The sequence below is a fragment of the Magnetospirillum sp. LM-5 genome, from assembly GCF_902729445.1.
Classification (GTDB): domain Bacteria; phylum Pseudomonadota; class Alphaproteobacteria; order Rhodospirillales; family Magnetospirillaceae; genus Magnetospirillum.
Window position 1 is genome coordinate 1 of the sequence record NZ_CACVCE010000036.1, and the last position, 22,574, is coordinate 22,574.

Genomic DNA, 22,574 nt, shown 5'->3' on the forward strand with positions numbered 1-22,574 from the left:
TGCCCTTATGAAAAAACCATAGACAAGCATCAGTCTAATTATAAGGAAGCACCTATTTTGCTGCTTGGTAGTGATGATTATGTTGCTGAAGGAACATGGATACCAGTTCCCAACGCGTAGCAATCTGGACACCTCCGGAAACTGGCGTCGGCCCGAGTTTCGTGATTCCCTTTCCATGTGACGGGACGGGGGGCGGATATGAAGGGTCAGGCTGGTTTCTGGGACATCGAGCACCGTCTGGCCGAGCTTTCGGCCGAGGGCGATCCGCTGGAGAAGCTATCGGCGACGGTTGATTTCGAAATCTTCCGTCCGGTTCTGGCCAAGGCGGTACGGCGGTAATTGCTCACGGGGTTGGCCGATGGGCCTGATTCGGTGGTCGGCACCGAGGCGGACATTTTCGGATTGGCGCGCCCAACAAGATGTTGCGCTGAGAGAGGTGGCCCCGGAAATTCGGACAATCTGTTAAGCTATCACCCATTGCGTGCAAGGATATTGACCCATGGGCAGAATTACGGTGACAGTGCACGGAATTGACTCCAGCCTGGGTCCGTGTCACGGTGTGTCATGAGCCGCTTGCCCCGCCTTGTCGTTCCCGGTCTGCCCCACCACGTCACCCAGCGCGGCAACGGTCGTGCGCGAGTGTTCTTTTGCGACGACGATTATGCCTTGTACCAGGACCTGCTGGCGGAATCGTGCCGCGCCGCCGCAGTCGAGGTGTGGGCGTGGGTGCTGATGCCCAATCACGTCCATTTGATCCTGACCCCTTCGGATCCCGACGGATTGCGCCGCGCCCTTGCCCCCGTGCATCGTCGTTACGCCGGCCATGTTCACGCCCGACTTCTCCGCACGGGCCATTTCTGGCAGGGACGCTATGGCGCCGTCGTCATGGACGAGGCCCACCTCGCCGCGGCCCTGCGCTATGTGGCCTTCAACCCGGTGCGTGCCGGATTGGCCGAGCGGCCCCGGGACTGGGCCTGGTCCAGCGTCCACGCCCATCTGGCGGCGACCGATGACGGCATCACCGCACTGGCCCCCATCCTGTCGCGGTTTCCTGATTTCGCCGCCTTTCTCGACGCTCCGACCGACGCGGCGGCGGTCAAGCGCCTGCGTCAGGCCGAGACCATCGGGCGTCCACTGGGAGACGACGGCTTTCTCTCGGCCCTGGAAGAACAATGCGGACGCTCGCTCAAGCCGGCTAGGCGCGGCCCCAAGCCAAAGCCGAAAGCCGGTGATCGCGTCCTGCCGCCACTTCCGGCATGATGGTCTGCCTCGGGGAGGACGACATGGCGAAACGACAGTGGGTTCGGGTCAAGGTTCTGAGCAAGGGCGACAAGGCGGCAATCGCCACCACCTGCGAGCGGTTCATCGCCGAAGTGCTGATCCCCAGGTTCCTGCCCGAGATCCGCCCGACCGAATTCAACTACCCCGTGGCCATCACCGGCAAATGGCGCGGTGACAAGTACAGCTTCATCCAGCGCTATCGCTCCGGCTTTGCCGACAACACGGGCGAGGAGTTCGATGCCGCCTTCGCCCGCCTCGACCATGTCGGCGGTGATCGCTTCGATCTGATGTGGCACCGCCATACCGGGCAATGGTGGTGCTTCCAGGCTGGCGTCCCCCTCGCCGAGGCACTTCGGCTGATGGAGACCGAGGGGCTGGTGCAGCCGGTATGACCCGTTTCGACGTCGAGGCCCTGCGCGACCTGGCCGGCGACAAGGTGTTCGCTCGCGGGCAGGCCTATCACCAGGCCGGGCAGGTGACGATCCTGGCGATCGAGCCGTCCCGGGTGGTGGCGCGGGTGTCGGGAAGCGAAAACTACCGCGCCGTACTGACCGGATCGGGCGACGAGATCGGCGGCGACTGCTCGTGCCCCGCCTTCGCGGATTTCGGCTTTTGCAAGCATCTGGTGGCGACCGCCCTGACCGCCAACGATTCAGGCGAAGTCGGCGACAGCACCCTGGGGCGCATCCGCAGCCATCTGCTGTCGCTGGGGCCGGAGACCCTGGCGGCTTTGGTTCTCGACCTGGCCGAGCGCGACGAAGGTTTGTTCCGGCGCCTGGAAATGGAGGCGACCGCCGCCTCGGACGACGATGACACCCTGTTCACCCGCTATCGCAAGGCGATCAAGGACGCCACCCGTACCGACGGCTTCGTCCACTACCGCGAAGTCGCCGGTTGGGCCGGCGAGGTGGAGGAGGTTCTGGAGCGCGTCGCCGCCCTGGTGCCGCAGGGGCGCGCTGCCCTGGCCCTGCGGCTGGTCAATGTCGCCCTGTCCCGTCTCGAGGCGGCGATCCACGAGATCGACGATTCCGATGGCTGGTGCGGTGGTCTGATGGAGCGGGCGCAGGAGATTCATCGGGCGGCCTGCCGTGCCGCCCGCCGCGATCCGGTCGATCTTGCCCGCGACCTGTTCCGCCGCGAGGTGGAGGGCGACTGGGACACCTTCCACGGCGCCGCCGCGGAATACGCCGACGTGCTGGGAGAGGCGGGACTGGCTGAATTCCGCCGCCTCGCCACGGATGCCTGGGCGAAAATCCCGTCCCTGCCGGCCGGAAGACGGGTCCGGGACGACTTTTCCAGCCAGCGTCGCCGGCTGGCGGGGATCATGGACTTTTTCGCCGAGCGGGATGGCGATGTCGATGCCCGCGTCGGCCTGCGGTCTCACGACCTGACCTCGCCGTGGCAATACCTCAATCTGGCCCAGTTCTGCCTGTCCCATGGTCGCGAGGCCGAGGCGCTTCGCCATGCCGAGGACGGATTGTGGCTGTTCGAGGACGATCCGCCCGACGAGCGGCTGGTGGGTTTCGCCGTCGACCTCCATCTCAAGGCGGGTCGGGCCAGCGAGGCCGAAACCCTGCTGTGGCAGGCCTTCGACAAGCGCCCCAACCTCGACCTGTACCGATCCTTGCGCGACATCGGCGGAGAACCTGCCCGCGACCGCGCCCTGGCCACCTTGCGGGCACGGCTGGAGAAAGCCCCGCAATCGCGTTGGGACTGGCCGGCCGACCTGCTGATCGGCGTGCTGATGACCGAATCCCTATTCGCCGAAGCATGGGAGGCGGTTCGCACCCATGGCGCCAGCGGCGGATTGCAGGAAACCCTGGCCAGGGCCAGCGAGGCCACCCACCCCAAGCAGGCGCTGGCGGTCTACGGCGCCCGCATCGACCAACTGGTCTCGGCCGGCGGCAATCCCAATTACGAGGAAGCCTGCGCCCTGCTCACCCGCATGGCGACCTTGCGCGATGCGGCGGAACAGGCGGCCCATGTCCTGGACCTGAAAGCCCGGTTCAAGGCCAAGCGCAACTTCATGAAACTGCTGGGGAAATGACCGTCCGCCGCACCGAGATCGATCAGCAGAACACCGCTCTGCTGGCCCGTCAACGGGAATTCCGTGCCGCCGCCGACGTGGTGGTGGCGGCATGGCGCGCCTTCGCCGAGGTGTCGGCCGTCGCCCTGATCGGCTCGGTGGCCAAACCCTTGTGGAAAGAGGTACCGCGCTTCCAGCCCTTCCGCCACCACTGCATCGAACTGTGGCACGAGTGCAAGGATCTGGATCTCGCCGTCTGGCTCGACCGCCAGGACCGTCTTGGCGAGATGCGCCGTGCCCGAGACCTCGCCTTGCGGCAGGCCTGCGAGTCCGGCTCCGGCATCAGGGTTGCCAATCATCAGGTGGACACCTTCCTGTTCGAGCCGGGCAGCGACCGTTACCTCGGACGCCTGTGCGCGTTCGCCCAATGCCCCAAGGGCAAGCGCGACTGCCGGACGCCCGGCTGCGGCACCATCCCCTTCAACAAGGTTGTCGATGGCTTCCGGCCCAGTCCCGATGTCCTGGCCGGGGCGGTGCCGCTGTACGACCGTGCTTCCGGGCAGGGCTGGTGCGCCGCCGATCTGCCGGCGGCCGGTGACAGCCCCGGCTCGCCGTGATAGACGGAAGCCATGTCCCGATCCGACGCCCTTTACCACCGCCTGTTCTCCCATCCGCTGATGGCGGAGCAACTCGTGCGCGACTTCGTGCCCGAGGCCATGGCGATGGGGCTGGACTTCGCCGGCATGGAGCGGATCAACGCCAAATTCCACGACCGCGACGGCAAGCGCCGCGAAGGCGATATCATCTGGCGCATTCCGACAGCCGGCGGCGAGGATGTGGTCCTGTATATCCTGTGCGAGTTCCAGTCCACGGTGGACTGGTGGATGGCGGTGCGGACCCAGGTCTACGAGGGCCTGCTGTGGCAGCACCTGATTGCAGAAAGGAAGCTGAAACCCGGCGACCGCCTGCCGCCGGTGCTGACCCTGGTCCTCTACAACGGCGAGCCGCGCTGGGCAGCCCCGGCCGAGACGACGCCGATGATCGCGCTGCCCCAGGATTCGCCGCTCTGGCCTTGGCAGCCTTTGGCACGCTGCCATCTTCTCGACATGGGTGCGGTGCCCGAGAACGAACTGGCTGTCTGCGGCAGTCTGGCCGCGCTGTTGTTCCGGCTTGAGCACCCCCATGAGCCGGAAGAATTGGCTGGACTGATCGATGATGTGGTAGGGTGGTTCCGGCGCCATCCGGGCTACGATGAACTCAAGCGCCTGTTCACCGAGTTGGTGCGGCAGGCGATTGAAGGCTACGAGGCTTCGGTGATCGTGCCTGGTGATATGTTGGAGATGCGATCAATGTTGGCGAATCTGGGCGAGACCTGGAAAAAGCGGTGGAAGGCGGAAGGGGTCGCCGAGGGACGCGCCGAGGGTGAAGCCAAGGCTCTCATTCGCCTCGTTGAGAGGCGGTTCGGTCCGCTGCCAGCCGATCTGCGGGCTCGCGTCTTGGCTGCCGATACCGTCTCGGTCGAGACTTGGCTTGACCGCCTGATGGATGCTCCGAGCCTGGATGTACTGTTCAACGGCACGAACTGACCGTGTTTGGCTGCGTCATTGTCATTAGCACGTGATTGATATTACGGCATCCCGGTAGGGACGCGGGTTACCCCGCGCCCCCCGGACAGATCCGAGCGGGCGCTGCTAACGCACTCGGCTCCCACCTTGGGTGTTTGACGACGAACCTTTTGTCGGGATAGGGGTGAGTGATTCTGGCGGCCGGCAACCATTTTGCCGCGAGTCGCGCCATCCTGTTCCAGTTCAGCCGCTTCGTCTGGCTGCGACGCCGGAGCGACCGCCACCAGTGATGGGTGACATGGTGCAGGAACGACGAGATCGCGCGGGCGTTGGTGGGCACTGCGTGATACGCGAAATAGCCGCGCAACACCTGTGTCAGCCATCGCCCCTGGTCGGGCACCGGCAGGTGGCGCATTCGCCGAAGCGACTCCTTGATCTCCAGGAGTTTGGCCCGCATCCGCTTGCGCATGGTGTGCCGCATCAGGATGAACCATCCTTCTTTCGTGGTTCCGCAGATGTGCGTGAACCCGAGAAAGTCGAAGGTCTCCGGCTTCCGACAGCCCCGCGCCGCTCGATGGTGGACCGCATAACGGCCGAACTCGATCAGACGGGTTTTATCGGGATGCAGGTCCAGGCCGAACTTTGCCAGCCGATCCTTGAGGTCGCGGAGAAAACGGTCGGCGTCGCTGGGGAATTTGAAACCAACGATCGTATCATCCGCGTAGCGGATGGCGATCATCGGCCCGGTCGCCCGTTGCCGCCGCCATTGCTCCACCCACAGGTCGTAGACGTAGTGCAGATAGATGTCCATTGGGCTTCGCAAATGGGCGCATGGGTTCTGATCAGTGGGACTTGGTATGACTTCCCCGGCCCGTGCGTCGGCGGAGTACGGCCGAAGCCTTCCCGCCGCGGCCCATTGGCATCATCGCCAGTGGGCGGACCAGGGATCTCCCGGTTCCCGTGCAGGTGGTTTCCATGCGTGCATGGGGTCTCTGACCACGCCGGGCCGGTGCAGGACTCGCCATGGCGCCCTGCCTCGTGTTGCCTTCCGCACTTCTCCACAGCGTCGGCGTCCCGGTTGTTCAACATTTCGCGGCTCAATACCCAGCCCACATGTGCCCCTGTCAACGCTTCGCCCCCACCCTCACGGATGACGACGCATGACTCGGGGTCGTCGTGATCGGCTACATCTTCGACGTACAGAACTTGCATCTGCTACCACCTGCCGGTCTCCCGGCGCACAGAGAAGGTTTGCTTGCGGCCTCCTCCCCTCCGCCAAAAAAGCCCCGGGGTTCACCCTGGGGCTTTTTTGGTGGATGGGGTTCGGTCAAGAACCCGCTGGGTTCGGTGAGGGCGCGCTGATGGCGCGCGCCCGAACGACGCCGAAGGCGGCAATCCCACTCCCTCCGCCACGGTCACCGCAGCACCCCCATCCTCAAACATGGGGCAGAACGCTTGCTCCGGCGGACCGATTCTCTGCGAGCATCCATGTTCGCAATATGTTCTTGACGGCGCAGCACCCTTCAGGTAAAGAAGATGCCGGAGTGCCCGACGGCCCATTGCTCTCGCAAAGCATTGGAGAACCGCCCTGGACAACACTCTTCCTCGGGTGAGCCTGCGGCCCGCCGTGCCTGCGATCACGGCGGAGAACCGACGGACAGCATCCGCTCATCATTGGTTTCAATCGCATCGGGCCTTGTCCCGGTGCCTGCCGATGCGCCTGCCGTCGATAGATGGGAGGCACACGAGGAGATGTGTCATGTCCTGGTTCAAACTGAAGGATCCGATGGGAACGAACTATCGTGTCGATCCTGGTGACATCATGAACACCAAGCGGGCTCTCAACCACCTTGGTTACTACGACGTTCCACCCCATCGAGGCATCGACGACTGGACCGACGACGCCATGTTCAATGGCATCCGCTCGTTCCAGAAGGACAACGGCCTGAAGGTCGATGCGCTCATGCGCCCTGGCGGGCCGACCGAAGGGGCGATAAATGCTCGCCTTGGCGGTCTCCCAGGGGGTGAGGACGACCCGGAGCGTTCGCCGAGCTATACTTGCACCCGGTGCGGTGCCTTGCATGGGGGTGTCTTTTCCCCAACTCTCTGCTTCAATTGCGTCAATAAATGATCGAGTTGGTACCCTGTCGTCCGCTTGGTCGCTACGGTGACAGGGTTGAGCCGGGAGAAGTGGTGTGAAGCACGACAAATTGTTCGCTCCGTTCCTGAGGCGCGTTGCCCTGCTTCCAGAACGGGGCACGCCGGGCTTCCCATTCACTACATTGCCATTTCTGGCAGGCGGAAATTTCGCCTTGGACTTCAATGCGCCAATCACGGTCCTGGTCGGTGAGAACGGCTCGGGAAAATCGACCCTGTTAGAAGCCATCGCAGCAGCAGCCGGCTTTCCTGCTCTAGGTGGCAGCCAGGACCATCGCCCTGGCCCGGAAGGAGGGAGGGGCGATTTAGCTTCAGCCCTCAGGCTGTCATGGTTGCCCAAAGTGTCGAATGGATTCTTCTTCCGGGCAGAGAGCTTTTTCGGGCTGGCGACGTATATCGACACCGTGGCCGACCTCGACAATTACGGTGGCCGATGCATGCATGCCCAGAGCCACGGAGAATCGTTCCTGGCGTTGTTCGGAAACCGATTGGGGAGTACCGGGCGGGCTATCTATATCCTCGACGAGCCCGAGGTGGCTTTGTCGCCGACCCGACAGTTGGCGTTCCTGCGAATCTTGCGCGACTGGCAGACCAGCCGGCGGGTACAGGCGATCATCGCCACACATTCACCCATCCTGATGGCGCTTCCGGACGCGTCCTTGCTGTCTCTGGACGGCGGAGCGATCCATCCAGTGCGCTTGGAGGAAACCGAGCACTTTCGCGTCACCCGAGCGTTTCTGGCCGATCCCCAAAGAGCGATTCACGAGCTGTTTCATGACGCGTGATCCGCCAACGGCCCCGCAGTGAACGCGGCGTGCGTCTATTCCGGCGGACGACACCTCCATCATCAGAGCCACGAAGAACCCTTCCTGGCGCTGTTCTACAACCGCCTGGATGGACAGCAGCGGGGCTTGTACCTGCTGGATTACGGTGAGGATTACGGTGACAGTCCAGGATTACGGTGACAGTCCAGTAAATGCCCGGACTCAAGGCATCATAACGCCCTGATTTCCAACAAGAGAAGGTTCGCCACTAGCCCCCAGCACCCCACCAAAAAAGCCCCGGGGCTCACCCTGGGGCTTTTTTGGTGGATGGGGTTCGGTCAAGAACCCGCTAGGTTCGGGAAGTGCGCGCTGAAGGCATCGTCCTTACTCGCCAACACCCCATTGCCGACCGCGCCTGCCTGTGGCCATATCTGCAAGCAGGAGGATGGCCCATGACCGCGTTGGCTGACTTGCGAAGGGAACTGGCAAATCGGGGCCTGGACGGCTTCGTGGTGCCGCGTGCCGACGAGCATCAGGGCGAGTATGTCGCCCCCTCGGCCCGGCGCCTGACCTTTTTGACCGGCTTCACCGGCTCGGCCGGCATGGCGGTGGTGCTGCAAGGCCGCGCCGCCATCTTCGTCGATGGCCGCTACACCCTGCAGGTCCGCCACGAGGTCGATGAATCCGCCTTCGAAATCCGCCACCTGATCGACGAGCCGCCGCCGAAATGGGTGGCCGACGCCCTGACCGCCGGGCAGAAGCTGGGCTTCGATCCGTGGCTGCACACCGTCGATCAGGTCGAGGCGTTGCGGGCCGCCTGTCTGAAGGCCGGCGCCGAGCTGATATCGTGCCCCGATAATCCGCTGGACGCGGTGTGGGCCGACCGACCGGCCCCGCCGGCCAGTCCGGTGCGGCCGCACGACATCACCCATGCCGGCAAGTCGGCCCAGGACAAGCGGGCCGAACTGGCGGCACAGCTGGCCGCCGACCGGCTGGACGCGGCGGTGCTGACCGACCCGTCATCCTTGGCCTGGCTGTTGAACCTGCGCGGAGCCGACGTCGATTTCGTGCCGCTGCCCCTGGGCTTCGCCATCGCCCACGCCGATTCCTCGGTGCAGGTGTTCCTGGCACCCGACCGTCTCGATTCCGCCACCTTGGCCCATCTGGGAAGCGGGATCACCATCTTGCCGCCGACCGCCTTTGCCGGCGCCTTGAACGCCCTGGGCCGCGCCGGCCGACGGGTCCGCATCGATCAGACCTTCGCCCCGCAGGCGGTGCTGACCGCCCTGGCCGGCGCCGCCATCGACCGTGGCCCCGATCCGTGCGCCTTGCCGCGGGCCTGCAAGAACACGGTGGAACTGGCCGGCAGCCGCGCCGCCCATCGCCGCGACGGCGCCGCCATCGTCCGCTTCCTTGCCTGGCTGGCGGCGCAGGACGATATCGACGAACTGACGGCGGCCGAGCGGCTGGAGAGCTTTCGCCGCCAGGGCGAGCTTTATCGCGGCCCGTCCTTCCCGACCATCGCCGGCGCCGGGCCCAACGGCGCCATCGTCCACTACCATTCGACGCTGTCCACCAATCGCCGGCTGGAACCGGGGCAATTGTTCCTGCTGGATTCCGGCGGCCAGTATCTCGACGGTACCACCGACGTCACCCGCACCATCGCCATCGGCGGCGCCGACGCCCAGCAACGGCGGGCCTTCACCCTGGTCCTGAAAGGGCATATCGCCCTGGACAGCGCGGTCTTCCCGGCCGGGACCACCGGGCCGCAACTGGATGTTCTGGCCCGTCAGCATCTGTGGCGGGCCGGATTGGATTACGACCACGGCACCGGTCATGGCGTCGGGTCGTTTCTTTCGGTGCATGAAGGTCCGCAGCGCATCGGCAAGCAGGGCCACGCCGCCGTGGCCTTGATGCCGGGCATGATCTTGTCCAACGAGCCGGGCTATTACAAAACCGGAGCCTTCGGCATCCGCATCGAAAACCTGGTGGTGGTGAGCGAACGGCCCATGCCGGACGGCGGCGAAAAGCCCTTGCTGGGGTTCGACACCCTGACCCTGGCCCCCATCGACCGCACCCTGATCGAGCCCAGCCTGCTGGAGCCGTCCGAGCGCGCCTGGATCAACGCCTATCACGCCCGCGTCGCCGCCCTGTTGGCGCCGCTGCTGAACCCGGCCGAGCAGGCCTGGCTGGCCGCCGCCACCTATCCGGTGTAACCGGCCGAGCGGGCGAATTCGGCGGTAATGGCGTCCATGGTGTTGCGGTGGATCATCAGCCAATTGGGCAGATCGTCCCGGAAATAGGCGTCGAGCGACTCGCCGGCTTCCAGCTTGGCCTGCACCTCGGCCAACTCGCTCAGCACCCGCTGATGCTCGCCGCGATGGCAGCCCAGGGCGAAGAACCCGGTCTTTTCCATCAGGCCCTCTTCCCGGGCGAAATGGTGGCGGCAATGGTCGATGAACGCCGCCAGCAGCGGCGCCCGCTGGGCCGCATCCGCCGCGTCGGCCAATCCATTGATCTGTTCGGCCGCCACCACATGGTCGGCATCCATGAAGCCGACCCCCACATTCAGACCGTCATCCCACTGCAAAACCGGCATCCTTGTGCCCTTCCCTGCCCAACGGACGGCAAAATATATACTTTCGATTGCGTTTGGAAGAAAAACCTCATATGCGCACGCAGCCTCATCCCCAGGTATAAAATGCCCTACTTAATATCCGGTTTTTAACTATTTCGCGCCATTTCCATTGCCCGGTGAACCCTGCATCATGGCATGGCTGATGAAGCAGACGCATGGGGGAAGCCATGGCGACGTTCTTGAAGCAGATCGCGATTGCGATGACACCTGGCGCCATCAACGCCATTCTGGGGCTTCTGTATTTCGGCTGACCGGACGGCCGTTTACCTCTCTCCGGATGGGGGTCGGATGCGTCCGCTATTCCTTGTCGTGATCATGACGGCTCTGGCCGGCCCGGTCGCCGCCCAGAGCCTTCCTTATGCCATCGTCGATACCGGCCAGCACGGATGCTTCGACGCGCGTGGCGCGTCGTCTTGTCCGGCACCGGGCGCCCCGTTCTTCGGCCAGGATGGCCAAGTCCGCGGCAATCAGCCGCATTACCGCGATAACGGCGACGGCACGGTCAGCGATCTGGTCACCGGCCTGATGTGGCAGAAGGGATTCGAGCGTACCTCGTTCGGCGAAGCGCCGGGCAAGGCCGCCGCCAGCCGGGTCGGCGGCCACGCCGATTGGCGGGTACCGACCATCAAGGAATTGTATTCGCTGATCGACTTCTCGGGCGCGACCGGATCGGCCCCGCCATCCACGTCCCAGGTGCCGGCCGACGCCCGCCCCTATCTCGACACCCGCGCCTTCGCCTTCGAATATCCCCGCCAAGGCCGCTTCATCGACGCCCAATACGTCACCTCGACCGCTTACACCGGCCGGGTGATGGGGGGCGAAGCGGCCTTCTTCGGGGTCAATTTCGCCGATGGCCGCATCAAGGGCTATCCGCAGAATGGCGGTCCGGGCGGCCGGCAATGGTACGGGCGCTGGGTGCGCGGCAACCCGGCCTATGGCAGGAACGACTTCGTCGATAACGGCAACGGCACGGTGGCCGACCGCGCCACCGGCCTGACCTGGATGAAACACGATCGCGGCCGCCTGGACTGGGCCGGCGCGTTGGCCTTCTGCGATCACCTGGACTTGGCCGGCCAGTCGGACTGGCGCCTGCCCAACGCCAAGGAACTGCACTCGATCGTCGATTACTCGCGCTCGCCCGACGCCACCGGCTCGGCGGCGATCGACCCGATCTTCGACATCAGCGCCATCGCCGAAGCCGACGGCAGCCGCAACTGGCCCTATTTCTGGAGCTCGACTTCGCATCTGGACGGCCGACAGCCGGGCGATTTCGCCGTCTACCTGGCCTTCGGCCGAGCGATGGGGAACATGAGCATGGGCGGGCCACAGGGCATGGGTGGCCCACAAGGGATGGGCGGACCGCCGGGGATGGGAATGGGGCCGCCGCCCGGCATGGGAATGGGGCCGCCGGGAATGGGCGGGCCGCCCTCGCGCGCCAGTGGTCCGACCCGCCTGCTGGATGTCCATGGCGCCGGAGCCCAGCGTTCCAGCCCGAAATCCGGCGACGAATCGCGCCTGCCGGTCGGAGCCGGGCCGCAAGGCGACGTTCTCAGGATCTACAATTCCGCCCGCTGCGTGCGCGGTTAAGCCATCAGCCCGGCGGCGATCTCGCGGTCGATCTCGATCAGGCAACGGGCGTCGTCGGGCCGGCCGCTGGACAGGGCCTTGATGGTCTGGTGATCGACGAAGCGCGACAGGTCCAAAAGATTGGCGCGAATGGGCGCCGGCAACGGATGGTCGGGCGCCGTCACCTCGATCTGCACCAGGGTCCACAGCTTCTGGTTCCGCTTCAGCGCATTGTCCAGGATCGCCCGGCTGACCGGGCTGCGACACGCCGCCTCCAGGGCGTTGGCGGCCCTGACGAAGGCCATCGCCTCGCCGGCGCGGCCCTTCAGGCCGGTCGCCTGCATGCGTTCATAGGCGCCATACGGAGACGCGGGCGGCCGCATCGCCGGCTCAGAACAGCGACAGGATCGAGTTCTGCTGGTCGCGGCTGATGCCCAGCCCGACCTGAGACAATTGCTGGCGGGTCCGGCTGGCGGCCAGGCCCGCCGCCTCTTCCCTGAGGTCGGCCTCGGTCAGCTTCAGGCCGGCCTCGGCGGCGACATTGCGCAAATTGTCGGCATTGCCGGCCTGGATGTTCAGCGCCGCGACCGAGCTGCCCAGATTGGACTGGGCCTGGCGCAGCGTGCTGGTCGCCGAGGACAATTCCGCCAACAGGGCATCGCCGAAATTCGAGCCGTCGGCAGCCGCCGCCGACAGGCCCAGGCCGCCGACAGTGACATTCTGGGCCGACACCGTCACGTCGCCGGCCGAAATCGAGGTGCCGCCGCCCAGCAGGCTGGTGCCCTGGTAGCTGGCATCCCCGATGACCGCGCCGATCTGGTCGCGCAAAACGTTGTATTGCTCGGCGTACGAGGCGCGTTCGGCGGCGCTGTCGGTGCTTTGCGCGGACTGGGCGATTCCTTGCAACTGAGTGATCAGGCGTCCCACCGCCTGGGTGCCGTCCAAGGCGGCGCTGACCGCCGAGACCGCACCGGCGGATTGTTCCTTGACCGAGGCCAGGTCGCTGGCCTTGTCGGTCAGGGCCTTGGCCGCCAGATAGGCGGCGGCGTCGTCCTGCGGGGAATTGATGCGCCGACCCGAGGACAGGGCGCGGGAGCGATCGGCGGATTGTTCGTTGGACCGCTGGATCGAGGCGAGGCCGGTGCGGGCGCTGGCGCTTAAAGTCACGGAATCGATGGGCATTCTGCCGAATCCTGCTTCAGACGTTTCGCCGAATATACCACCCTCACCGCCCGTGCGCCATTTCGTTGACGGCGGCCGGGCTTGTTTCTATCCTCCGCCCCGTCATGCGTACCCCCCTTGCCGCCTTGATCCTGTCGCTTCTCGCCACGCCGTCGCTTGCCGACGAGGTGCCGCCCCCGGCCGCGCAAATTCCGATGATGACGATATCGGCGGAGCAGCCCTGGGACGTGGAAAGCGCCCTCAAGACCTATTGGAAGGACCATTACCTTGCCGGCGGCGAACACGGCTTTGGCCTCGACAAGGTCCGCGCCGGCCGCTTCGACCTGAATGGGGACGGCAAGGCCGAGTTGGTCCTGATGGTCGATGACCCAGCCTGGGAGGCCGAGCATGGCCGCCCGTTCCTGGTCGCCAACTGGACCAGGAAGGGGTGGAACGCCATCGGCTGGTCGTGGGGCGACGACGAAACCTTGTTCGCCACCACCGAAATCATCGGCGGCTGGCGGACCATCGACACCGGCACCCAGTTGCTGCGCTGGGACGGCCGCGTCTATCAGCGGGTCGACAAGCCGGCTAATTAGCTGTTCGGGGAAAAGTCCCTCGGCTTCGCCTCGGTGTACTTTTCCCCCGGGGAACTAATTAGCGGCGATGTCGGGTTCGTCGCCGGCATCGGGGTTGCCCGGTGCGGTCTGCCACCCCAATGACGGAATCTGAATGATCCGCGCCCCCCAGGCGTCGGTGGTGGTGGCGATCAGCCCCCGGCTTTCCATGTGTTCCAGCACGGCCAAGGCCCGCCGGGCACTGTGCGAACCACGCGCCCGGGCGATGGCGGCATTCGACGGGCAGGCCGCCTGATCCAGGGCGGCACGGGCCAGCAGCAGGAAGACCGGCTCGATATCCTCGCCCATCGCCTCGGCCAGGTTCTCGGCCCTGGCCCATTCGGGGTCGTCGCTGACCGGCTGGTCGGCCAGGCCGGCCCGGGCCACCGCCAAACGGCGGCGGAAGGCGGCCATGTCCAGGGTGCGCCCGTTCAGTCCATGGCTGCGGCAGCGGACCAGGAAATCCTGGTAGATCTGCGCCACCGAGCGGAACAGGGCGCCCTCGTCGGACAGCACCTCGCGCAGGACCACATCCAGCTCGACCTTGGGCGGCACCGGGCGCGGCGGCGGTGGCGGCGCCGACAGGGCGGCCTCGACCAGGGCCTGGCCGGGCGATGGCTGCGGCCGGGCCGCCGCCAGCTCGGCCAGCAATTGGGCGGTGTCGGCGGCGGTCGGGCGCACCAGGGGCGCACGCGCCGGCTCGAAGGCGCCGGCCTTCAAGATCAGGTCGCGGGCGTCGCCGGGCTGGGTCTCGGGCAGCGGCAGCAGGCGGGCGTTGCCGGCGCGGCCGTTGGTTTCGACGTCGCCGATGCGGATGGGCAGCGGGCGGCGCGCCAAAGCCGGCCCAAGGGCTACGAAATGGCCGCGCGCCAGGTCGCGGAACATCTCGGCCTGGCGGCGTTCCATGCCCAGAAGATCGGCGGCGCGCGCCATGTCGATATCCAGGAAGGTCCGCCCCATCAGGAAGTTCGAGGCCTCGGCGGCGACGTTCTTGGCCAGCTTGGCCAGGCGCTGGGTGGCGATGATGCCGGCCAGGCCGCGCTTGCGGCCGCGGCACATCAGGTTGGTCATGGCGCCCAGACTGGCCTTGCGCGCCTCGTCCGACACCTCGCCGGCGGCAGCGGGGGCGAACAATTGCGCTTCATCGACCACCACCAGCATGGGGAACCAGTAATCGCGCTCGACATCGAACAGGCCGCCCAGGAAGGCCGCCGCATGGCGCATCTGCCGTTCGGTTTCCAGATTCTCCAGGTTCAGCACCACCGAGACGCGGTGCTGGCGCACCCGGGCGGCGACCTGCTGCAGGGCGGCTTCGGTATGGGCGGCGGCATCGACCACCACATGGCCGTAGCTTTCGGCCAGGGTGACGAAATCGCCTTCGGGATCGACCACCGCCTGCTGGACCCACCTTGCACTTTGCTCGATCAGGCGGCGCAGCAGATGCGACTTGCCGGACCCGGAATTGCCCTGCACCAGCAGGCGGGTCGCCAGCAATTCCTCAAGATCCAGGGTCGCCGGCTGACCGCCTTGCGTGCTCCCCATCTCGATGGCTACGGTCATGCCTCTCTCCGAGGTTCCTCTAGGCGCGTCATGCCCGGACTTGATCCGGGCATCCACCGGCCGAGAACGTGGATGGCCGGGTCAAGCCCGGCCATGACGAATAACGGAAGTTGGCGGCCGACTCTCATCATGCACGGGGCAGAGTCAAGCTTCGATTCCCCTGGCGGCGTTTCCCCGGCGCAGCACCAGCCGCTCGCAATCCATCGCCCGGGCCAGCCGGTCGAAGGTGCGGTCGTTTTCCAGAAGCGCGGCCGGATGACCGGGCGGAACCTCAAGGACCAGCTCGCCCTTGTCGGCGATCAGGCGGGTCTGCTTCAACAGATTGGGCGCGCCCCCCGACACGGTATGGGCCAGACGCAGCGCCAGCCCGGCCAGCCGGCAGCGGCGCAGTTCGGCCTCGTCCAGCATCTGCACCGCCATTTCACCGTGCGGGCCGTCTTCGGCGCCCTGGTAGCGCACCAGGATGGTATAGGCCAAGGCGACGCGGTCGCGGTGCGGCACCCCCATGAAGGGCAGGCGCAGCACCTTCAGGAAGGCCTGTTCGGCCCGGTAGTCGGGATGCTCGTTCCAGAAGATGTCCGACGCCAGGCAGGCGGCATGGCGCAGCTTGGATTCCCGGGGGCCGTCTTCGGGGAACAGCGCGCCGGTCCAGCTCATCAGCTCGTCGCCATGTTCGGGGAAGCGGGCATTCATCAGCGCCAGGTTGCGGCACACCGAGATCAGCGGGTCCTGGACCTTGAGGCGTTCCGGCAGGCGCTTGAAGAACTGCCCCTCGCGCATGCCGTAGATCGAGAAGACCAGCCGCGACGGCGCCGTCGCCCGGATGATGTGATCCAGCAAAAGCGCGGCCAGCGGCAGGGCCGCCAGGCGCTTCTTCGACACGCCCGGCACCTTTTCCATCGACTTGCGGCTTTGGGTGGCGACCAGATCGATGATGCGCAACGCCTCGCGGGGCTCGAGCGAGAAGGTGTCGAGCACGGTCAGCGGATGGTGGGTCTGGCTGATGCAGATCCGCGCGATGGCGCGCCAGGCGCCGCCGACGGCGTACAAGGCCCGCCCCTTGCCGCCGGCCAGCCACTTGACCTTCTTCAGGTGCTTCTCGATCAGCTCGGACGCCTTGTCGCGGTCGTCGCCGGCCGCCTCGGCCATGCGCAGCACGCCCAGCGGCATGGTGACGTGCTTGCCGACGTCGCCGCCCTTGATGGTCACCAGTTCCAGCGAGCCGCCGCCCAGATCGGCCACCACCCCGTCGGCGTCGGGGATGCCGCACATCACCCCCATGGCCGCCAGCCGCGCCTCTTGCCCGCCCGACAGCACCTTGACCTCGACATCGTAGGTGGCTTCCAGGCGGCGGACGAACTCGGCCCCGTCGCTGGCGTCACGCACCGCCGCGGTGGCCAGGATGTCCAGCCACTCGACCTCCATCGCCCGCGACAGGGCGACGAAGCGGCCGACCGCCGCCATCGCCTGCTCGACCCCTTCGGCGTTCAGCCGCCCGGTCTTGCCCAGACCCAGGCCCAGGGCGCACACCGCCTTTTCGTTGAACAACGGCACCGGCACGCGGGCGGCGCCGTCATAGACGCACAAACGAATGGAATTCGAGCCGATATCGATGATTCCCACCGGCTCTTGCTTGCGCCTGATCTTCATGGCCGGCTCATTTACCCGGATCGACGATCAGCTTAGGTTTGCGCCCCTTTTCCTGAGCGCTGCCGCGCCCCGACAGGCTGGGATTGGTCATGAAATAGGTGTGGGCCGAGAAGCCGGACCCGTCGGGCGACACCCGCTTGTAGGTGCCGTCGGGCTGCAGCATCCAGCTTTGCGCCACGTCCTTCAGGTTGGCGACCATGATCTGGTCCAGGATCTGGCGGTGCACGGTCGAGTTCTCGATGGGGACGAAGGTCTCGACCCGCCAGTCCATGTTGCGCTGCATCCAGTCGGCCGACGAGATGAAGATACGGGCCTGGCGGTTGGGCAGCCGGCCGCCATTGCCGAACACCATGATGCGCGAATGTTCCAAGAAGCGCCCGACGATCGACCGGACCCGGATATTGTCGGACAGGCCGGGCACGCCCGGGCGCAGGCAGCAGATGCCGCGGATGACCAGATCGATTTCCACCCCGGCCTGGCTGGCCTGGTACAGGGCGTCGATCAGCTTGGGATCGACCAGCGAGTTCATCTTGGCCCAGATCGCCGCCGGCTTGCCGGCCCGGGCGAACTCGACCTCGGTGTCGATCAGGGACAAGATGGTCTTGCGGATATGCAAGGGCGCGATCGACAGCTTCTCCATCTTGTCGGGGATGGCATAGCCCGACATGTAGTTGAAGGCCTTGGCGGCATCCAGCGTCAGTTGCGGATCGCAGGTGAAGAAGGACAGGTCGGTATAGACCTTGGCGGTGATCGGGTGGTAGTTGCCGGTGCCGTAATGGACATAGGACACCAGCCCGCCGCCCTCGCGCCGCACCACCAGGCTGATCTTGGCGTGGGTCTTCAGTTCCAGGAAGCCGAACACCACGTTGGCGCCGGCCCGTTCCAGGTCGCGGGCCCAGCGGATGTTGGCCTCTTCATCGAAGCGGGCCTTCAGCTCGACCATGCAGGTCACCGACTTGCCGGCCTCGGCCGCCTCGATCAGCGCCTTGACGATGGGGCTGTCCTTCGAGGTGCGATAAAGGGTCTGCTTGATCGCCACCACGTTGGGGTCGCGCGCCGCCTGCCGCAGGAACTGCACCACCACGTCGAAGCTTTCGAACGGGTGGTGGACGACGATGTCCTTCTTGCGGATGGCGCCGAAGCAATCGCCGCCGAAATCGCGGATGCGCTCGGGGAAGCGGGCGTTGTAGGGGGGGAACAGCAAATCGGGCCGCTCGTCGACGATCAATTGCTTGGTATCGACCAGGCCGATCAGTTCGTCGAATTCATAGACGTCGCCCTCGTTGGCGTCGGCCTCGGCCACCACCAGCTTCTTCAGTTCCTCGGAGATGCCGGAATTGAAGGTCAGGCGGATCACTTCGCCGCGGCGGCGGCGCTTCAGCGCCGTCTCGAACACGCGGACCAGATCCTCGGCTTCCTCGTCGATGTCCATTTCCGAATCGCGGATGACCCGGAACATGCCCTGGCCTTCCATGCGAAAGCCCGGAAACAGCCGATCGATGAACAAGATCACCAGGGTTTCCAGCGGCAGGAAGCGGATCGCCTCGCCCGGCAGGCGGATGAAACGCTCGATCTGATGGGGCAGCGGCACCAGGGCGCGCAGCACCTCGCCGTCATCCAAGCGGAACAGGTGCAGCACCAGGGCGATGCCGGCATTGGGGATGAACGGGAACGGGTGGGCCGGGTCGATGGCCAGGGGGGTCAGGACCGGGAAGATGGTTTCCATGAACCGGCTGTCCAGCCAGCGCATGTCGGACTTGGACAGTTCGGACGGATCGACTACGGCGATGCCGGCATCGCGCAGCTCGGTCCGCAATTCGCGCCAGCAGGCCTTTTGCGCGTGCAACAGGTCGGTGGCCTTGCCGTTGATGGCCACCAATTGCTGGGCCGGGGTCAGCCCGTCTTCCGAAGTGGTCATCACCCCGGCCTCGACCTGACCTTTCAGGCCGGCGACGCGGACCATGTAGAACTCGTCCAGGTTCGAGGCCGAAATCGACAGGAAGCGCAGCCGCTCCAGCAAGGGATGATGCTTGTTGAAGGCCTCTTCGATGACGCGCAAATTGAAGGCCAGCCACGACAGCTCGCGATTGATGAAACGGTCCTTGGACTGGATGTCGATCACAGGCTGGTCAACGTTCTGCTGATGCGTCACGACATTTTCTCCCCAGGGGCGTGGCGTCCGGTCCTCCCTTTATATATCCTTCCCGGGGAACTGTCATGAGCGCGAGGATGACGGAAATGAGACGCATCTATTTATTGCGCCACGCCAAGTCCAGTTGGGGGGAAGCCGGCCTGGCGGATTTCGACCGCGCCTTGAACAGCCGCGGCCGCAAGGCCGCCCGCCTGATGGCCCGCCACCTGGCCGAGGCCGGCCTGCGCCCGGCGGAAATCCTGTGTTCGGCGGCCAAACGCACCCAAGAGACGCTGGCCCAGATCGAGCCGCTGCTGGAAGGCGTGCCGGCCAGCATCGAGGAAGGGCTTTATCTGGCCAGCCGCCACGATTTGATGGCCCGCCTGCGCAAGCTGGACGACCATCTGGACTCGGTGATGGTGATCGGCCACAACCCAGGCATCGAGAAACTGGCCGATTCCCTGTGCGACGGCCATGGCGAGCAAGGCGCGGTGACCCTGCTGAAGACCAAGTACCCGACCTGCACGCTGGCGGTGCTGGACAGCCCGATCAAGCACTGGGCCGAATTGCAGGCCGGTACCTGCCGCCTGGCGGCCTTCGTGCGGCCCAAGGATCTGGGCGGCGACGACGACGAATAGGTCTTCGGAGGAAAGTCCTTCGCTTCGCTCAGTGGACTTTTCCCCGCGCCCCAGATCAGCGCCGTTTCAGGCCATAGATCGCCATGGTCAGCCAGCCGGCCATCAGGCACATCCCGCCGGCCGGGGTGACCAGGCCGGGCAGCCAATCGGCCAGCCCGAAGGCCTTCAGGTACAGCGATCCGCAAAAGGCAGCGATCCCCAGATTGAACAGCAAGACCGACCAGGCCATCCGTTCGCCGGCCAGCAGGGCCACCGCGTGAATCAGTTGGAACTGGGCGCCCAGGCTGACCCAGCCCTGGGCCGTCGGATTGCCGGGGAATGCATGGGCGCCAAGGGCGGACATCGCCACCCCCATCAGGCCGTTCAAGCCGGCCAGGATGATCCACAGGCGCATGACCGTCTCCCCCCCTAAAAGGTCAGAACAACTCTCCCTGGGCCGGCACTGGATCGCAGGCATCGGCACGATACGCCAAATCGGGTTCGACCAGAAGCGTCGCCACGTCGCCGCCGGCCAGCCAATCGGCCTGGGCCTTTTCGCCTAGGACCACCGGCATGCGGTCGTGAATGGCCGCCAGCGCAGACAGCGCCGGGCGGGTGACGATGGTGAAGCATTCGCCGTCGAACAGGCCGGCGAACCCCATGGCAAGACCGCTTTCCAGCCCCAGCCGATAGCGTCTTCCGTCCCGCCATTCCCACCACAGATCGGCGGGGACCACCAGGCGGTTGCCCAGCAGGCGGCGAAAGGTCGGCTTCTGGTCCAGCGTCTCGGCCCGCGCGTTGATCAGCGGCCGGCGGTCCCAATCGACCGTCAGGCCCCAGCGCATCCGACCGTCGCCGCCGGCCAACAGAACCGTGGCGAAATCGGTGGGGCTGACCCGGCGGCCCAATTGCTGGAAGCGCGAGCACATGTCCCTATCCGTCCTTGCGCCCGACGATCAGGAATTCCTTGTTGCCCTCGGGGCCGGTGATCGGGCTTTCGCACAGGCCCACCACCGACCAGCCGGGCAAGCCAGCCAGCCAGGCGGTGATGCGCTCGCACACCTCGGCATGCAGTTCGGGCTCGCGCACCACGCCGCCCTTGCCGACCCGGCCCTTGCCGACCTCGAATTGCGGCTTGATCAGGGCCACCAGGAAGGCGCCGGGCGCGGCCAGAGCCAGCGCTGCCGGCAGCACCGTTTCCAGCCCGATGAAGCTGGCGTCGCACACCACCATGCCGGCCGGATCGGGAATCTGTTCGGGCGTCAGGTGACGGGCGTTGGTCCGTTCCAGCACCACCACCCGCTGGTCGGATCGCAGTTTCCACGCCAATTGCCCGTGGCCGACATCGACGGCATAGACCTTGGCCGCGCCCCGGGTCAGCAAGACGTCGGTGAAGCCGCCGGTCGAAGCGCCGACATCGATGGCCACCAGCCCGGTCGGGTCGATGGCGAAGCGGTCCAGCGCCTCGACCAGCTTCAGCCCGCCGCGCGACACCCACGGATGGTCCTGGCCCTTCAGATCGATGGCCGCGTCCAGGGCGACGGTGGTTCCGGCCTTGTCGATCCTCTTGCCCGCCACCACCACCAGCCCGGCCATGATCATCGCCTGGGCACGGGCCCGGCTTTCGACCAGACCGCGGTCAACCAGCAATTGATCAATGCGAAGCTTTGCGCCCACCGTGTTCATACCCCTGTTCGAAAAACGCCTATGGCAATTGCCGATAGGTTCATTGAGAATGGAAAAAACATCAATGCAGGACGTCCGAAGAAACGACATGGCTACGCTGCTCTACACGCATCCAGTCTGCCTGGAACACGATACCGGCGACTACCATCCCGAATGCGCCGACCGGCTGAAGGCGATCCTTGCCGCGCTGGAGGGCGAGGAATTCGGTGCGCTGCTGCGTGAGGAAGCGCCCCAGGCCAAGCGCGAGCATTTGCTGCGCGCCCATGTCGAGCACCATGTCGATCATGTCTTCGCGGTGGTGCCGCCGGCCGGCGAACATTACCACATCGACCCCGACACCTTGCTGTCGGCGCAATCGGGCGACGCGGCGCTTCGGGCCGCCGGCGCGGTGGTCGCCGCCGTCGATGCGGTGGCGGCCAAGCAGGCGCGCAACGCCTTTTGCGCCGTGCGCCCGCCGGGCCACCACGCCGAGCGCGACGCCGCCATGGGCTTCTGCCTGTTCAACAATGCCGCCATCGGCGCCCTGCATGCCCGCGACGCCCACGGCTACAAGCGGGTGGCGGTGATCGATTTCGACGTCCATCACGGGAACGGCACCCAGCACATCCTGTGGGACGAACCCGGCACCTTCTATGCCTCGACCCACCAGGAGCACGCCTATCCCAATACCGGCCTGGCGGCGGAAACCGGCGGCCAGGGCCGCATGGTCAACGTCCCCTTGCCGGCCGGCAGCGGTTCCGACCAGTTCCGCCAGGTGTGGGACGACATCATCATCCACGCCCTACGCCAGTTCCAACCTGATTTCGTCTTCATCTCGGCCGGCTTCGACGCCCACGCCCAGGACCCGCTGGCCCATCTGCGCCTGAAGGTGTCGGACTTCAAATGGGCGACCGAGCGGCTTTTGGACGTCGCCCGCGAGTTTGCCGACAACCGGGTGGTGTCGGTGCTGGAAGGCGGCTACGACCTGCCCGCCCTGGCCGCCTCGACGCGCGAGCATGTCCGCGCCCTGATGGAATATTAGACCATCGAGCCTTTAATCTGAGGCACGATGGTCTAATTTTTCTGTAGTCCCTCGCCGGGCGCGGCCATCCGGCCGCTTGGCCGCGCCCGCAATGGGCGCTGGTGCAACGCGCCTTAGATTGAAGGCGCGTTGCT

The 22,574-nt window shown here is 65.8% G+C and carries 23 protein-coding genes; 13 read left to right on the top strand and 10 right to left on the bottom strand.

Annotated elements, in window-relative coordinates:
• Positions 1-198: 198 nt before the first annotated feature.
• The 6 genes from MTBLM5_RS13045 to MTBLM5_RS13070 all read left to right on the top strand — a co-directional run bounded on the left by MTBLM5_RS13045 (position 199) and on the right by MTBLM5_RS13070 (position 4,893).
• Positions 199-339 carry a hypothetical protein gene (locus MTBLM5_RS13045; RefSeq protein WP_371814021.1) on the top strand — a complete coding sequence of 47 codons (141 nt, stop codon included), beginning with the start codon at positions 199-201 and terminating at the stop codon, positions 337-339.
• Between the two features lie 225 nt (positions 340-564).
• Positions 565-1,260 (top strand): transposase, encoded by a 696-nt coding sequence (locus MTBLM5_RS13050; protein ID WP_173976539.1) that lies wholly within the window; start codon positions 565-567, stop codon positions 1,258-1,260.
• 23 nt (positions 1,261-1,283) lie between these two features.
• The gene (locus tag MTBLM5_RS13055; RefSeq protein WP_173976540.1) at positions 1,284-1,673 is read left to right on the top strand and encodes a hypothetical protein; all 390 of its coding nucleotides are present in this window, start codon (positions 1,284-1,286) and stop codon (positions 1,671-1,673) included.
• Complete coding sequence (locus MTBLM5_RS13060; RefSeq protein WP_173976541.1) at positions 1,670-3,328, top strand: SWIM zinc finger domain-containing protein; 1,659 nt, start codon at positions 1,670-1,672, stop codon at positions 3,326-3,328. The genes MTBLM5_RS13055 and MTBLM5_RS13060 overlap by 4 nt, the downstream gene beginning before the upstream one ends.
• Entirely contained in the window at positions 3,325-3,924 is a 600-nt protein-coding gene (locus MTBLM5_RS13065) for a hypothetical protein (protein WP_173976542.1), read from the top strand. The genes MTBLM5_RS13060 and MTBLM5_RS13065 overlap by 4 nt, the downstream gene beginning before the upstream one ends.
• A 12-nt stretch (positions 3,925-3,936) precedes the next feature.
• On the top strand, positions 3,937-4,893 hold the full coding sequence (locus MTBLM5_RS13070; RefSeq protein ID WP_173976543.1) for an Rpn family recombination-promoting nuclease/putative transposase: 957 nt from the start codon (positions 3,937-3,939) through the stop codon (positions 4,891-4,893).
• Positions 4,894-4,960: 67 nt separating this feature from the next.
• Here the strand turns inward: MTBLM5_RS13070 and MTBLM5_RS13075 are convergent, their stop codons facing one another.
• Positions 4,961-5,683, bottom strand: coding sequence for a reverse transcriptase domain-containing protein (locus tag MTBLM5_RS13075; RefSeq protein ID WP_173976544.1), 723 nt, complete (start codon positions 5,681-5,683; stop codon positions 4,961-4,963).
• Positions 5,684-6,631: 948 nt separating this feature from the next.
• Between MTBLM5_RS13075 and MTBLM5_RS13080 the strand changes: the two genes are divergently transcribed.
• The 3 genes from MTBLM5_RS13080 to MTBLM5_RS13090 all read left to right on the top strand — a co-directional run bounded on the left by MTBLM5_RS13080 (position 6,632) and on the right by MTBLM5_RS13090 (position 10,009).
• A complete protein-coding gene (locus tag MTBLM5_RS13080; RefSeq protein WP_173976545.1) occupies positions 6,632-7,003 on the top strand; it encodes a peptidoglycan-binding domain-containing protein in 372 nt (123 codons plus the stop codon).
• A gap of 64 nt (positions 7,004-7,067) precedes the next feature.
• The gene (locus tag MTBLM5_RS13085; RefSeq protein ID WP_173976546.1) at positions 7,068-7,814 is read left to right on the top strand and encodes an AAA family ATPase; all 747 of its coding nucleotides are present in this window, start codon (positions 7,068-7,070) and stop codon (positions 7,812-7,814) included.
• Between the two features lie 431 nt (positions 7,815-8,245).
• Positions 8,246-10,009 carry an aminopeptidase P family protein gene (locus MTBLM5_RS13090; RefSeq protein ID WP_173976547.1) on the top strand — a complete coding sequence of 588 codons (1,764 nt, stop codon included), beginning with the start codon at positions 8,246-8,248 and terminating at the stop codon, positions 10,007-10,009.
• On the opposite strand, the gene MTBLM5_RS13095 is transcribed toward MTBLM5_RS13090, so the two are convergent.
• Complete coding sequence (locus tag MTBLM5_RS13095) at positions 9,997-10,392, bottom strand: bacteriohemerythrin (protein ID WP_173976548.1); 396 nt, start codon at positions 10,390-10,392, stop codon at positions 9,997-9,999. The two genes, MTBLM5_RS13090 and MTBLM5_RS13095, sit on opposite strands and share 13 nt — an antisense overlap.
• Before the next feature lie 327 nt (positions 10,393-10,719).
• Between MTBLM5_RS13095 and MTBLM5_RS13100 the strand changes: the two genes are divergently transcribed.
• The gene (locus MTBLM5_RS13100) at positions 10,720-12,018 is read left to right on the top strand and encodes a DUF1566 domain-containing protein (RefSeq protein ID WP_217425027.1); all 1,299 of its coding nucleotides are present in this window, start codon (positions 10,720-10,722) and stop codon (positions 12,016-12,018) included.
• On the opposite strand, the gene MTBLM5_RS13105 is transcribed toward MTBLM5_RS13100, so the two are convergent.
• Positions 12,015-12,380 (bottom strand): flagellar biosynthesis regulator FlaF, encoded by a 366-nt coding sequence (locus MTBLM5_RS13105; protein ID WP_173976549.1) that lies wholly within the window; start codon positions 12,378-12,380, stop codon positions 12,015-12,017. The two genes, MTBLM5_RS13100 and MTBLM5_RS13105, sit on opposite strands and share 4 nt — an antisense overlap.
• 7 nt (positions 12,381-12,387) lie before the next feature.
• On the bottom strand, positions 12,388-13,179 hold the full coding sequence (locus MTBLM5_RS13110; RefSeq protein WP_173976550.1) for a flagellin: 792 nt from the start codon (positions 13,177-13,179) through the stop codon (positions 12,388-12,390).
• A gap of 104 nt (positions 13,180-13,283) precedes the next feature.
• Between MTBLM5_RS13110 and MTBLM5_RS13115 the strand changes: the two genes are divergently transcribed.
• Positions 13,284-13,757, top strand: coding sequence for a hypothetical protein (locus tag MTBLM5_RS13115; RefSeq protein ID WP_173976551.1), 474 nt, complete (start codon positions 13,284-13,286; stop codon positions 13,755-13,757).
• 54 nt (positions 13,758-13,811) lie between these two features.
• Here the strand turns inward: MTBLM5_RS13115 and MTBLM5_RS13120 are convergent, their stop codons facing one another.
• From MTBLM5_RS13120 to MTBLM5_RS13130, 3 genes are all read right to left on the bottom strand, one after another.
• The gene (locus MTBLM5_RS13120) at positions 13,812-15,335 is read right to left on the bottom strand and encodes an ATP-binding protein (RefSeq protein WP_173976552.1); all 1,524 of its coding nucleotides are present in this window, start codon (positions 15,333-15,335) and stop codon (positions 13,812-13,814) included.
• A gap of 144 nt (positions 15,336-15,479) precedes the next feature.
• Positions 15,480-16,985 (bottom strand): Ppx/GppA family phosphatase, encoded by a 1,506-nt coding sequence (locus MTBLM5_RS13125; RefSeq protein ID WP_173976553.1) that lies wholly within the window; start codon positions 16,983-16,985, stop codon positions 15,480-15,482.
• Positions 16,986-16,992: 7 nt separating this feature from the next.
• Positions 16,993-19,137: an RNA degradosome polyphosphate kinase gene (locus MTBLM5_RS13130; protein WP_173976554.1), complete on the bottom strand. Its 2,145-nt coding sequence runs from the start codon at positions 19,135-19,137 to the stop codon at positions 16,993-16,995.
• Between the two features lie 86 nt (positions 19,138-19,223).
• Between MTBLM5_RS13130 and MTBLM5_RS13135 the strand changes: the two genes are divergently transcribed.
• Positions 19,224-19,754 carry a histidine phosphatase family protein gene (locus MTBLM5_RS13135; protein ID WP_254431039.1) on the top strand — a complete coding sequence of 177 codons (531 nt, stop codon included), beginning with the start codon at positions 19,224-19,226 and terminating at the stop codon, positions 19,752-19,754.
• A 55-nt stretch (positions 19,755-19,809) separates the two neighbouring features.
• Here MTBLM5_RS13135 and MTBLM5_RS13140 read toward each other — a convergent pair whose 3' ends face one another.
• From MTBLM5_RS13140 to MTBLM5_RS13150, 3 genes are read right to left on the bottom strand one after another with little or no spacing between them, the layout of a single operon-like run.
• Positions 19,810-20,148 carry a DUF423 domain-containing protein gene (locus MTBLM5_RS13140; RefSeq protein ID WP_173976556.1) on the bottom strand — a complete coding sequence of 113 codons (339 nt, stop codon included), beginning with the start codon at positions 20,146-20,148 and terminating at the stop codon, positions 19,810-19,812.
• Between the two features lie 22 nt (positions 20,149-20,170).
• A complete protein-coding gene (locus MTBLM5_RS13145; protein WP_173976557.1) occupies positions 20,171-20,662 on the bottom strand; it encodes an SOS response-associated peptidase family protein in 492 nt (163 codons plus the stop codon).
• Between the two features lie 4 nt (positions 20,663-20,666).
• A complete protein-coding gene (locus MTBLM5_RS13150; protein ID WP_371814022.1) occupies positions 20,667-21,410 on the bottom strand; it encodes a TlyA family RNA methyltransferase in 744 nt (247 codons plus the stop codon).
• A gap of 97 nt (positions 21,411-21,507) precedes the next feature.
• Between MTBLM5_RS13150 and MTBLM5_RS13155 the strand changes: the two genes are divergently transcribed.
• Complete coding sequence (locus MTBLM5_RS13155) at positions 21,508-22,440, top strand: histone deacetylase family protein (RefSeq protein WP_173976559.1); 933 nt, start codon at positions 21,508-21,510, stop codon at positions 22,438-22,440.
• Positions 22,441-22,574 lie beyond the last annotated feature (134 nt).